Source organism: Pseudomonas sp. RAC1 (assembly GCF_030658255.1).
Lineage (GTDB): Bacteria > Pseudomonadota > Gammaproteobacteria > Pseudomonadales > Pseudomonadaceae > Aquipseudomonas > Aquipseudomonas boreofloridensis.
Map to the genome: position 1 here is coordinate 65,589 of NZ_JAUTXS020000022.1, position 11,866 is coordinate 77,454.

Sequence of the window (11,866 nt, forward strand, 5' to 3'; positions counted from 1 at the left end):
CTACGATTCTAGGGATGTGCCCTCCGGGCTCCATGCCCGACATGTACGGGGATGTAATGGAACGTAACGGCGCGCCAGCGCGCGCCACACAGGTGCCCCCGCAATGAGCACGACTCTGCTGGTCGTCGACGACGACGACGAGATCCGCGAACTTCTCTGCGATTACCTGGCAGATGCCGGCTACCACGTGCTGGCTGCCGCCGACGGCGAGCGCATGCGCGAGCAACTGGCGCAACACAAGGTCGAGCTGGTGGTGCTCGACCTGATGCTGCCCGGCGAAGACGGCCTGAGCCTGTGCCGTTACCTGCAAACCCAACCGGGCCTGGCGGTGATCATGCTCTCGGCCAAGGGCAGCACCCTGGACCGCATCATCGGCCTGGAAGTGGGCGCCGACGACTACCTGGCCAAGCCCTTCGAGCCGCGCGAGCTGGTGGCGCGGATCAAGGCGGTGCTGCGCCGCCCCCAGCGCCTGGACGCCCCTGCCGAAGATCAAGCCCAGTCCCTGCAGCGCTTCGCCGGCTTCAGACTCGACCACATCAAGCGCCTGCTCACCCTCCCCGACGGCCAGACCCTGAACCTGCCCCGCTCCGACTACCGCGTGCTGCGCGAACTGCTGGACGCCAACGACCGTGTGGTGTCGCGCGACCACCTGACCCGCAGCGCCTTCGGCCGCGACCACCTGCCCGACGACCGCTCGGTGGACATGTGCATCAGCCGCCTGCGCCAGCAACTGCGCCGTGGTGCCGAGGGCAGCGCGCAGATCCTCACCATCCGCAACGAAGGCTACCTGCTCAGCATCGCCGAGAGGCCGGGCGTCTAAGGTGCGCTTACTGCGCCGGCTGTGGCCCCGCACCCTGTTCGGCCAACTGCTGCTGATCATGATCAGCGGCACGCTGCTGGTGCAGTTGGTGTCCAGCAGCATCTGGTTCGACGTGCGCTTCGCCCAAGTGTTCGAAGCGCCGGTGCGGCTGATCGCGGCGCGCAGCGCGCCGTTGATCGCCCAGGCCGATTGCCACGCCACACCGCCGCGTATCCCTGCCCGTTATCACCTGCGCTGCGCCGAATCACTGCCCTCGCCGCAGGCCGACGACCCGCACAGCCGCCACCGCATCGAACTGCTGCTCAATCAGGCCCTGAGCTACGAACTCGGTCACGCGCTCAAGGCGCGCGTGCTCAAGCTGCAGCTCACCGACGAACTGGGCCGACCGGTGCTGTGGCGCAGCCTGTTCGGCCTGCGCATCGCCCAGGCGCACTTGCAGTTCGCCGTACCGCTGGAGGACGGCCACTGGTTGCTGGTCGATGGCGAAGAGTTGCAGGGCTGGAGCGGTGAGTCGGCCTGGGTGCTGATCAGCGACTACCTGCTACGGGTCTATGCCCTGCGCATTCTGGCCGTGCTGCTGGTGTGCCTGGTGGCGGTGCGCCTGTGCCTGCGCCCGCTGCGGCGCCTGGCCGACGCCGCGCTGGGCCTGGGCCGCAACCTCGAACAGCCGCCACTGCCGCTGGAGGGCCCGGAGGAAGTGCGCCAGGCCGCCCAGGCGTTCAATGCCATGCAGCAGCGGCTGATCGCCATGGTCAACGACAAGGCCTACTTCCTCGCCGCCGTGTCCCACGACTTGCGCACCCCGCTCACGCGCATGCGGCTGCGCCTGGAACGACTCGAGGACGGAGAGCACAAGGTACGGCTGCAGCAGAACATCGCGCAGATGGACGCGATGATCGGCCAGGTCCTCGATTACCTGCATGCCGGGGAGCAGCAGAACCTGCAAGAGGTCGATCTGGACCGACTGGTGGCGCGGGTGTGCGCCGATTTGGCCAGCGCCGAGGAACCGCTGCCGGTGCAGGGCAGTGTCGGCAAGGTGCGCGTCGATGCATTGCTGATGCAGCGCTGCCTGCAGAACCTGCTGGTCAATGCGCTGCGCTATGGGCGCCAGGTGACGCTGCGACTGGACGCTGACTCGACACACATCCGCCTCCACGTCGAAGACCGCGGCCCCGGTATCGACCCGGCATTGCTGGCGACCGTCACCGACCCTTTCGTCCGTGGCGAGACCTCGCGCAACCACCGCTCCGGCGGCTACGGCCTGGGCCTGAGCATCGCCCAGCGCATCGCCGCCAGCCATGGCGGCGCGTTGCATCTGGAGAATCGGGAAGGCGGCGGACTGGTGGTGAGGGTGACGGTAGCGCGGTGATTCAGGGTTTGCGTGCGGCGCGCCGCTGTTCGCGGTAGTACGCCAGGCCTCGGCGCATTTCGCGGTAGCGGCGAGTGTTGAATACCAGCAAGGCGACCAAAATAAGCAGCACGATCGCTATCAAGGAGCCTCTGAACGAGGTGTATGCATAGCAGGGAGCCACCGCGACCATACCTGCGGCCAATACCGCCAACATGACCCATGCACCCCAATAGCGGCCTCGAACGATAGCGATGTGTGATCCTGCAACAATCAGAGCAATGCCCAACGTCACAGCGAAGGAGAACGTCCCATCTCCCTCAAAATCGCGAAGGTAGGTGGCGAATGTCAGCGACACTACGCCACTCAAGCTCACGCAGGACAATAGAAAGCCCAGAATGAACATCGGAAAATAACGGCGCAGGAACGAAGACCGTTCAGAGTCGGGCGATGGATTTTCGTTGTGTGACTTAGTGCTCATGGTTTCGGGGTACGCCCTTTTGAATCTCGCCCCGCACGCTCCTGCCTACGCTTGGCTCGATACTCCGCCAACACGATCCGCATCTGCCGATAAGTGCGGCTATTGAGCACCAACAAGCCAAGCAACGCTGCGATCAAAATGCTTGTGAAGACCATTTTGTGAGGTCCGTAGGCATAGGTCGGAATCAGAAATGCAATTGATCCGATACACAGCCCAGCGACCCACCATGCCCCCCAGTAGAAGCCTCGAACTACCGCAGCATGCGCCGTGGAAAGTGCCAGGATCAAAACGGCTAGACTCGCAGGGTAGGCGATCTCCCGAGTGCATTCGCGGCAGTACGAACTCCATACCAGTGAAAAGGTGCCCGCCATAGCAAAGAGGGACAGAAAGTAGGCGGCTAGAAATATCAGCAGATACCGATCGAGAAATCTTTGCAGCTCAGGATCACGGCTCATTCGCCGAACTCCTCGTAAAGCCCCAGCGCGATACTTTGAGCTTGGCCTTGGACAGTGCTGCTGCCGACGAAGCCTAGGGATGCACCGATCGAATCCTTGATCAGCGTCTGGGTGGCGTGCTTGATTTCGGTGGGCGTGTATCGCTTGGTGAGTGCGCCCGTGCTCTGCTTCAACTTGATCTGCTTGGCCGTCAGTGAAGGATGCTTGATTGCCAGTAGTTCTTTGGTCAACGCACTACGCTGTTGACGGCTGAGGGAGCGAGTAAGGTCGAACCAACTGGCACCAGTGGCGGCCTTACGCACCTGCAGAAAACGCACTGTCGTCAGCGTGGAAGATCCGACGCCGATCAGCGCGACGCCATCCAGAACATTGGTTGCGGCGCGATACCACTCGGACTGATCCAGAGCGTCGTTGGCGGCTGGGTCATTGAGCTCGTTGACGGTCCTGGCTGCCCCAATGAAGCATTGCGCAGTACTCGCCGTTGCCGCCGCATAGCCGGCCACGGCAAGCACTGCGCTGGTACCACCGGAGAACGGCACCGCGATGCTGCCGCTGAACATTACCACCCAGCCAATGATCGCCCCTACGCATGCAAGCGAGGTGTTGACCGCCTCCTTCACCACGCGTGACTCTCGCGGGCTGGTAACAAGCTGATCCATGAATTGCTGAGGCGCTATATAGCGTGGCGCCTCCCGCAAGATGATCCGCTTGGGCTTGATACTGCAAATCGGCTGGAACTCGCGCAGGGTGATGACGTTGTAATCAGCGTCTATGTAGACCACGCCAGCACCGACGATGCCTGGATCGGCATCGATGGCCTTGAACAGTTTGGGCAGGTCGATACGACCTTGAAGACGCTGCCGCGCCATGAATTGCGAAGAGTTGGCCAGTTGATTGACCAGAAGATCCGTCATTGAAAGCGTCCCCGTTCAACACGCAGCGCAGCGCCTGAAACCTCGGCGCTGCACCCGACGCGCCACCGGTCGCACGGGGCGGACCGGCGTCGCGAAAAGGGGCGCGCAGCGCCCCATGGCATCCCATCAAACGTTCGGGCAAGGCACCGGTGCCCAGTCGCCCATGTCCGGGTTGCGGCACATGCTGTTGACCTGATCGGTACCGGCCTTGGCCACTTGCTGGGCCTGGGCCTTCTTGCTGCTGGCGTTCTGCAGGGTCTTCTCGGTGGCCACGGCCTCGCTAGGCACGGTGCTGCTGGCCTTGGACGAGGCTTTCTTGCCAGCCGCTTTGCCGGTGGCCTTCGGCGGCTCGACCGCGGCGACCACTTGCGAGCGCTGCACGCCCACTTGCTTGAGGTCTTGCTCGTAGGCCTGGGTGTAGTTGTTCAGGTTCTCACCCAGACGACCGTTCACGGCGGTCAGCAGGTTGTTCGATTCCTGCAGGCCCGAGACGATCTCGGCCAGGCGCTTGCGGCCTTCGGTGTCGTTGATGCGGTTGGCCTTGCGATTCTGGATCAGGCTGGCGAACTCGCGCTGATAGCACGACTGCGAGGCCTTGGCGTACTGGGTGGTGCGGTCCAGGTCGGCGGCGCTCTTGTCGATGTCGGCGGCGTAGGAGGCGATGCGCTGCTTGTCGTCGCTGATCTGCTTCTGACGCTCGGTGTAGTACCCCGCCGCGCCGCCCACCAGGGCACCGCCGGCCGCGCCGATGGCAGCGTTACGGCCACGCTTGTCGCCATCGACCATGGCACCGGTCAGGGCACCGCCGACAGCCCCCAGCAGCGCGCCGGTGGCGACCGAACGGGTCATGTCACCGTCGGTGGAGCGCAGGTGCTGCACCGGCTCGTAGCAGTTGGGGTAGTACTCCACCTTGGTGCTGGCGCCCACCTTGGACACCGGCGAGCCGGCGCAGCCGGTCAGCAGCACGGTGCTGAAGCCGGCGGCGAGCAGCAGGGCAGTTCGAGCCTTGGAAGCGGAGATCAGTGAGGTGCGATTCATGCGCATGGTCGGGTTCTCTCTCGGGTTGTGCAAATCCGGCCAGCGTCATGCCGGCCGGAGGTTGGGCAAAGGGTTCAGGGTCGTGGAGCGGCCGAGGCCAGCAGCTCCTTGAGAATCGTCGCCGGGTCGGCCCGCCGGTTCTGGCGGTATTCGCCGACGTGGCGAACGAACAGGGTCGCGCGCGCCTCCAGGCTTCGGCCCAGTACCGGCTTGCGCTCCAGTTCCTGCTTGACCTGCTGGAACTGCGCCTGGATCACCGCATCGGTGTAGCGCGTGCCGCTGGCCAGGTTGTCGATGTAGATCGCCAGCGCACCGTCCAGCGCGCTGCGACCGTTGGCGATGGCCGCGCCGTACAGCTTGGCGCTGGTCTGGTCGCCCGCCGCCTGGGCCTTGGCCTGGGTGTTCTGCAGGTTGGTCAGGCGGATGTTGTAGTTGTTGATGGTCTCGGCCACCAAAGCGGCGGACTGGATCAGGTTGCCGGCCGCTTCCTCGCGCTGGCGGGCGATCAGCGAGACATTGCGCTTGAGTTCTTCGTTGACCAGGCCCAGCTCGGCTTGCAGGCGCGGATCGCCGGAACCGGCGATGATGCTGTCCAGGCGTTGGGTCGGGTCGGCGGCGGCGTCGATGTCATCGGTCAGGCCCGCCAATCGGCCTTCCTTCTGCCACTGCTCGAACAGTTCCTGATAGCGCGAACGCGGCGCCGACAGCGCACCGATGGCGACCCGGAAGCCGGTGGTCTCGTTGCGCTGCTCGGTGCCGTCGGCGCCGAACAGCGGGTACTCGCGGCGCATGCCGGTGAACAGTGTAGTCTCGCCTTCGAGGTAGTTGCCGCCCTTGACCACGAAGCCGCCATAGGCACCCTGGCGACGCCCGGCATGCACCAGCTGGAACGACTCCTGGACCATCTCGGCGGCATTGCCGATCACATCGAACAGCCCCAGCGGGTTCGGCAGCTTGGTGCCGATCGGCATCAGCCGCGCCGCCTGGCCGGTGCCGCCGGCCACTTGGTTGTACACCGCCCAGTCGGCAAGCGGCCCCTCGCTGTCGCTGCCCTCGACCTGGCGCGGGAACAACCGACCGTCGAGCTGCTGGCGGCTGACCGCCGAGCCGCCACGGGCCGCGAATTCCCATTCCACTTCGGTGGGCAGGCGCACGAAGCCGATGCCGCCGTCCTCGGCCTTGCTGCCCCGGCCACTGACTGGCAGCAGGTCGCGGTGATGCTTCATCAACCAGGCGCTGTACACCGCCGCGAAGCGCTCGGCCTCGAAGCGCGACAACTTGACCTTGGGCAGGCGCCCGGCCGCTTCGGTGACCGGCTCGCAGGTCGGCGCCGCCTCGCCACTGGCCAGCGACTGGGCCTGGGCCATCACCTGCGCGTACTGCCGCGCGGTGACTTCGTATTTGCCGATGAAGTACATCATCGGCTTGAGCGGGCTGCCGGCCTCGACCTTGGGCAGGCTGCCGGCGATCTGTTTCTGCCAGTCGGACGACAGGTCCTTCACGCTGAACTGACCGTTGATGAAGTCGCGGCGATAGCCGGAGATGAACGACTGCTTGTAGCCCGCCTCGCCCTCGCTGAAGGGATAGCCCAGGTTGACCTCGCGGTCGTCGAGGCTGCCTTGGGCCAGTACGTAGACGTGGCGGAAGACGATTTCGCCGCCGCACGGCAGCGGCAGGCTGACGTCGTCCGGCAGCGGCTTGGGGTTGTCGAGCTTGCTCAGGGCTGCGGGGTCGGGCGTGGCCGCAGCGGCGCTGGAGGAGGATTTGGGCTTGTCGTCGCCATCGGCGGGGGAGCAGGCGCCCAGCGCCATCGCGGCCACGACCAGGGACAGCACCTTCAGCAGCGCGGGGGCCGCTGCGGTTGATTTACACATCACGAATTCCTTGCGAAGCGTCGATCCGCGCCACTCGCCAGCCGCCCAGGGCGGCGGCGGCGGTGCTGGCCAACAGCACGGCCAGCAGCGCGACGAGATAGTGCATGGGCAGCAGATGCGCGGCGTATTCACCCGGCACCTGCATGAACAATCGGTTCAGGCCTTGCTCGGCCAGCAGGTACAACAGTGTTGCCAACAACACCGCCAACAACCCGCTGTACAAGGCCTGCAACACCACGAACAGCAACAGCGCGGCGGTGCCCAGGCCCAGCAGGCGCAGCACCGCCAGTTCGCGCTGCTTGCGCTGCACCGCCGCCACCGCACCCGCCGCCGTGGCCGCTACGGCGCCGGCCACCGCCAGGCTGGCGATGATCCAGAACACCAGGTCCAGGTTGCGGCCCAGCGACTGCACCTGGGCGATCTGCGCGGCCTGGGTCGACACCAGCAGCTTGCGCTCGGCGAAGAAGCGCCGCAGCGGCTCCACATCGTCGAGCGTGCGGGCGTAGAGGCGAAACGCTGGATAGACCCGCGCCGCAGCCGCCACCGCGTCCGGCGCTTCGCCGCTCCAGCCCAACGCAGGCACCGCGCGGCCGTCGCGGTAGTCTTCGGCTGCCTCCAGCAACGCCAGCGAGGCAAACAGGCCGTCGCGCTCGAAGGCCGCCAGCGGCAGCACCGCACGCACATGCAACGGCGTCTGCCGCCACTGCACATCGCCGCCCTGCTGGCGATTGAAACTGCCCAGCAGACGATCCCCCGCCCGCGCGCCAAGCTTTTCTGCAGCGGTGAAGCTCAGCACCACATCGCGCAGATCGGCGGGGTCCGGTGCCACCGCGCCATCGAGCAGCGGATCGCCCGCTGCGGTGGGCAGCATCTCGACCGTCACCCCGCGCCCCTGCGCCGGCAGCAACAGCTCGGCGGTGGCAGCGATCTGCCGGGTGCGCGGGATGGCGAAGGCCACGTCGGAGCGCGCTGCCAGGCGCGCAATGAACTCGGCGCTGAAACGCCCGCCGCCCAGCGCGATGATTTCGCGCACACCGGGGTCGCGTTGCAGGCGCTCGGTCAGGCTGCCGATCAGGCCGAACTTCAGACCGAACAGCACCAGCAGCGGCGCGATCACCGCCACCAACGCCAGCACCGCGCAGGCCGACAGCCGCGCGTCGGTGCGATAGTCCTGCCAGGCCAGCCTGGCGATCAGCAGCGGGCGCATCAGGCGGCCTGCTCCAGGGTGGTGGTGACGCCGCCATCGGCATCGCGGCGGCACTGCATGCGCAGCACCCGCAGCCCGGCGTTGCGCGCCAGCGTCTCGTCGTGGGTGGCGATCACGCAGGTCACCCGGTGCGCCTCGGCCTGGCGCAGCAGCAACTGCATCACCCGCTCGGCGTTGAGCGGATCGAGCGCCGCGGTCGGCTCGTCGGCCAGCAACAGCGTCGGTGCATGGACCAGGGCACGGGCACAGCTGACCCGCTGACGCTGGCCCAGGGAGAGATCTGCCGGCCGCTTGTCCAACTGATCGCTGACGTCCAGCGCCGCCGCCAGCCGCTCCACGCCACCGTCATCGGCCAGGCCGAGCAATTGGCGCGGCAGGCGAATGTTGCCGCGCACATCGAGAAACCCGAGCAGGCCGCCCGCTTGCAGCACATAGCCGAGATGGCGGCTGCGCAGCGCCGCCAGGCGATCGAGCTGGCGCGCCCGCCATAACCCGGCGATGTCCTGCGCGGCACCGTCCACTTCGAGACTGAAACGCTCGGCAGCGTCCGGCGCCAGCACCAGCGCCAGCAGGTCGAGCAAGGTGCTCTTGCCGCAGCCGCTGGGGCCGACCAGCGCCACCTGCGCACCGGCCGCCAGATGCAGCTCGCCGATCTCCAGGCTGTAGCGCTGGGCACCCTGCCCGCGCGTTTTGCGCACCCCCTGCACGTTGATCATCACGGCAGCGTCGACAGTGGGACACGGTACAAGGCGTCGCCCGGCTCGGCCTTGCCGAAACGCACCCAGTTGGCCATGTCATTGTGGAAGGTTTCGTAGAGGCGAATCTTCGACTCCAGCTCGTCGATGAAGTCTTCCTGCTCGGCCACCGACAGCGACAGCCACAGGTCCTGGGTCATGCTCAACGACTTGCTGCGATACGGCAGGCCTTCGAGGTACTCGCCGAGCACGCCACCCTGGGCCAGGTTGGCGCCCTTGCTCAGTGCACTCGGGTCGCGGCTCATGTAGGCGCTGGCGCTGGCGATCTCGTTGAAGAAGTCGCCCGGCGAGCTGCGGGTCTTGCGCGCGGCATCGACGATCAGCTTGAGCGATTGCTGCAGGTCGTTGAGCTGCAGCTTGGTGAGCATCACGCACACTTGCAGGGTCGGCAGCGCCGGGTTGGTCAGGTCGCGGTCGGCGGTCCAGGCGCTGACCAGTTGCGGCGCCTGGCTGGCGCTGCGCCGGCCGAGGAAGTCCATGTGCATGGCGTAGCCCACCGCCTGGGTCTTGGCCGCCAGGCTGGAGCCGGCACCCAGCATCGGCACCGGCTGCGGCTGCTGGCTGCGGACCTGATGCACCAGGTCCGCGAAGGTCGAACCAATTTCCCGCACCCGTTCGCCGAAGGCATTCACTTCACCGCCCGGCACGCCCACGTAGAGATCGCCAATGCGCGGGTTGCTGTCGGCGGTGAGCACGCGGTACTGCTGCTCGGCCGAGCCGTGGTTCTTGATCCCGGCGGGGGTGCGCAGGTGCAGCGCGTAGATCTTGATCTGCTTGCTCAACGCTGCCTGGCGCACTTCGGCCTCGTTCATCTGCGTGCTGCTTTGCGGATCGCTCTTGCGCAGCGCGCCCGCGTCGGTGACCAACAGCACGATGCGTCCGCCATAGCCGGACCAGTCCATGCCCTCGACCGCCTGCATCACGCCGGCAAACGCATCCTCGTTGAACGACTGGCTGGAGACGGTGGTGGCCTTGACCTGCGCGGCGGCCTTGAGGAACCGTGCCGGATCGCGGCCTTCGTCCAGGGTCACCAGGGTCTTGCTCAGGTATTCCAGCCCCGGCGTGCGCTTGATGCTGTTGCGAAAGCCCACCAGGCCGAAGCTGACGCTGTCCAGTTCGCCGCGGTCGGCCAACTGCGCCTGCAATTCGCTGACCACCTGGCGCACGCGGTCGATGTAGGGCTGCATCGACACCGAGGTGTCCACCACCAGCACGATGCCGGTACGGAAGTTGTTGTCGGCTGCGCCCGTGGCAGGCGTCTGGGACGCGTTGGTGGCCTCGCCGGACGCGCCCGCACCGGGATCGATCGAGGCGACGTTAAGCAACTGCGCCGGTTGTCCGTCGGCGTCGAAGCTCTCGCGGTAGTCGAAGATCGGCATCAGGTAGAACTGGTCTTGCGGCACAGCGTTGGCGGTAGGCTCCAGCGCCAGCACCTCGGGCGCCTGGGCCGGATCGTTCTGCGCCTGGAGCAATTGCGCGCGGGCGCGGTTGCTGTCGTCGAGCAACTGCTGCACATCGTCGGGCTGACGCATGAACATCACCGGTGCGCGGCCGGAGCGTTCGGTGAACTTGAGCACCAGGCTCTGCTTCCAGTCACTGGTCTGCTCGGCGGCGAGCCAGCCTTCACGCTGCCCGTCGCTGGCAGCACCGACCTGCACCCAGGACTGACCGTCGACGTCCTTGCGCTGGTAGACGTAGAGCACCGAGAACGCCGGCAGCGGCTCGCCCGCCTGACCTCCAGGACTGTCGGCCAGGCGCGCGCCAGGCTTGGTCAGCACGCGTTGGAACAGCGTCTTCTTGCCGGGCATGAGCAGCGGACGCTGATCGTCCGTGGCGGCTGTCGCCAGAGGCGGCGGTTTCTGGGCGTGAGACGGTGTCTGCACCCCCGGCGGTTCGACGGCAGGCTCGTCACCGCCACTGAACAGCCAGTAGCCACCGGCAGCCAACCCCAGCGCCGCCGCGATGGCCACCGCAAGCAGGGCGACCGCGGGCTTTTTCTTCGCAGCCTTGGACGGCGCGGGCTGGGGCTGGAGAGGTGGCGGTTTGATCGGCTCTGGGCGCGCAGCGGCCTGGGGAATGTCGATGGAGACCGGGGTCAATCCGCCCAACGCCGGCGCCGGCGCGGATACCGAGTCCGGCCCGATGCTCGCCACGGGCATGAACACCGTGCTGTCGCCCTCGGCGGGCAGGCGGTCCAACGCCGCCAATAGCGCATCGGCATCGGCGAAGCGTGCAGTAGGATCCTTGGCCAGCAAGCCGTGCAGGATGTCCTGATAACGGCCGTGCTCGATGGGCAGTTCCGGCAGCGGTTCGGTCAGGTGCGCCAGCGCCGTGGACAGCGCGTCGACACCGTTGTACGGCAGCTTGCCGACGAGGATTTCGTACAGCACCACGCCCAGCGCGTAGAGGTCGGCGCGCCCGTCGATCTCGAGCCCGCGCGCCTGCTCCGGGCTCATGTAGCTGGGCGTGCCGATGGCGAAGCCGGCCTGGGTGAACTGGGTGTGGTCATCCAGCGACTTGGCGATGCCGAAGTCCGACAGCACGGCAGTGCCGTCGGCGCGGAACAGGATGTTGGCCGGTTTCACATCGCGGTGCACCAGGCCCTGGGCATGGGCATAGCCCAGCGCCTGGGCCATCTGCCGCACGTAGACCAGCCCCTGTTCGGCGCCCAAACCCGCCGCGATGCGCTCCTTGAGCGTGCCGGCCGGCAGGTACTCCATGGCCATGTAGTACAGCTCGCCGACATTGCCGATGTCGTGGATGGTGGCGATGTTCGGATGCGCCAGGCGCGCCAGGGTGCGGCCTTCGCGCAGGAAGCGCTCGCAGAAGGTCGGATCGGCCGCCAGGCTGGCCGCCATCACCTTCAGCGCCACCTTGCGTTGCAGCGAACGCTGGGTGGCCAGGTAGACGCTGGCCATGGCGCCCTGGCCAATTTCGCCGTCGATGTCGAAACCGGGGATCTGCATGTCGATGT

General features: G+C 66.6%; 10 protein-coding genes. 2 read left to right on the top strand and 8 right to left on the bottom strand.

The window, feature by feature from the left end; genetic code table 11:
* Window positions 1-103: 103 nt before the first annotated feature.
* The gene (locus Q7C30_RS05305) at window positions 104-820 is read left to right on the top strand and encodes a response regulator transcription factor (RefSeq protein WP_317870917.1); all 717 of its coding nucleotides are present in this window, start codon (window positions 104-106) and stop codon (window positions 818-820) included.
* Window position 821: 1 nt separating this feature from the next.
* Window positions 822-2,189, top strand: a complete 1,368-nt coding sequence (locus Q7C30_RS05310; RefSeq protein WP_317870918.1) for an ATP-binding protein — start codon at window positions 822-824, stop codon at window positions 2,187-2,189.
* Window position 2,190: 1 nt separating this feature from the next.
* On the opposite strand, the gene Q7C30_RS05315 is transcribed toward Q7C30_RS05310, so the two are convergent.
* From Q7C30_RS05315 to Q7C30_RS05350, 8 genes are all read right to left on the bottom strand, one after another.
* Window positions 2,191-2,649 (bottom strand): hypothetical protein, encoded by a 459-nt coding sequence (locus Q7C30_RS05315; RefSeq protein WP_317870919.1) that lies wholly within the window; start codon window positions 2,647-2,649, stop codon window positions 2,191-2,193.
* Complete coding sequence (locus Q7C30_RS05320) at window positions 2,646-3,104, bottom strand: hypothetical protein (protein ID WP_029612680.1); 459 nt, start codon at window positions 3,102-3,104, stop codon at window positions 2,646-2,648. Before Q7C30_RS05320 ends, Q7C30_RS05315 begins: the two co-directional genes overlap by 4 nt.
* Window positions 3,101-4,018, bottom strand: a complete 918-nt coding sequence (locus Q7C30_RS05325; RefSeq protein ID WP_317870920.1) for an NAD synthetase — start codon at window positions 4,016-4,018, stop codon at window positions 3,101-3,103. The genes Q7C30_RS05320 and Q7C30_RS05325 overlap by 4 nt, the downstream gene beginning before the upstream one ends.
* 126 nt (window positions 4,019-4,144) lie before the next feature.
* Window positions 4,145-5,062, bottom strand: coding sequence for a type VI secretion system-associated lipoprotein TagQ (gene tagQ, locus Q7C30_RS05330; protein ID WP_039582648.1), 918 nt, complete (start codon window positions 5,060-5,062; stop codon window positions 4,145-4,147).
* 68 nt (window positions 5,063-5,130) lie between these two features.
* On the bottom strand, window positions 5,131-6,930 hold the full coding sequence (locus Q7C30_RS05335) for an SUMF1/EgtB/PvdO family nonheme iron enzyme (RefSeq protein WP_039582646.1): 1,800 nt from the start codon (window positions 6,928-6,930) through the stop codon (window positions 5,131-5,133).
* A complete protein-coding gene (locus Q7C30_RS05340; RefSeq protein ID WP_317870921.1) occupies window positions 6,923-8,137 on the bottom strand; it encodes an FtsX-like permease family protein in 1,215 nt (404 codons plus the stop codon). Before Q7C30_RS05340 ends, Q7C30_RS05335 begins: the two co-directional genes overlap by 8 nt.
* Window positions 8,137-8,853 (bottom strand): ABC transporter ATP-binding protein, encoded by a 717-nt coding sequence (locus tag Q7C30_RS05345; protein WP_317870922.1) that lies wholly within the window; start codon window positions 8,851-8,853, stop codon window positions 8,137-8,139. Before Q7C30_RS05345 ends, Q7C30_RS05340 begins: the two co-directional genes overlap by 1 nt.
* Window positions 8,853-11,864: a serine/threonine-protein kinase gene (locus Q7C30_RS05350; RefSeq protein WP_317870989.1), complete on the bottom strand. Its 3,012-nt coding sequence runs from the start codon at window positions 11,862-11,864 to the stop codon at window positions 8,853-8,855. Before Q7C30_RS05350 ends, Q7C30_RS05345 begins: the two co-directional genes overlap by 1 nt.
* Between the last annotated feature and the right edge of the window lie 2 nt (window positions 11,865-11,866).

What these genes read in the sequence shown, in the direction of transcription:
- Q7C30_RS05345 (WP_317870922.1), bottom strand. Translation starts at nt 8,853, where the DNA reads ATGATCAACGTGCAGGGGGTGCGCAAAACGCGCGGGCAGGGTGCCCAG.
- Q7C30_RS05340 (WP_317870921.1), bottom strand. Translation starts at nt 8,137, where the DNA reads ATGCGCCCGCTGCTGATCGCCAGGCTGGCCTGGCAGGACTATCGCACC.
- Q7C30_RS05315 (WP_317870919.1), bottom strand. Translation starts at nt 2,649, where the DNA reads ATGAGCACTAAGTCACACAACGAAAATCCATCGCCCGACTCTGAACGG.
- Q7C30_RS05320 (WP_029612680.1), bottom strand. Translation starts at nt 3,104, where the DNA reads ATGAGCCGTGATCCTGAGCTGCAAAGATTTCTCGATCGGTATCTGCTG.
- Q7C30_RS05335 (WP_039582646.1), bottom strand. Translation starts at nt 6,930, where the DNA reads ATGTGTAAATCAACCGCAGCGGCCCCCGCGCTGCTGAAGGTGCTGTCC.
- tagQ (WP_039582648.1), bottom strand. Translation starts at nt 5,062, where the DNA reads ATGCGCATGAATCGCACCTCACTGATCTCCGCTTCCAAGGCTCGAACT.
- Q7C30_RS05305 (WP_317870917.1), top strand. Translation starts at nt 104, where the DNA reads ATGAGCACGACTCTGCTGGTCGTCGACGACGACGACGAGATCCGCGAA.
- Q7C30_RS05325 (WP_317870920.1), bottom strand. Translation starts at nt 4,018, where the DNA reads ATGACGGATCTTCTGGTCAATCAACTGGCCAACTCTTCGCAATTCATG.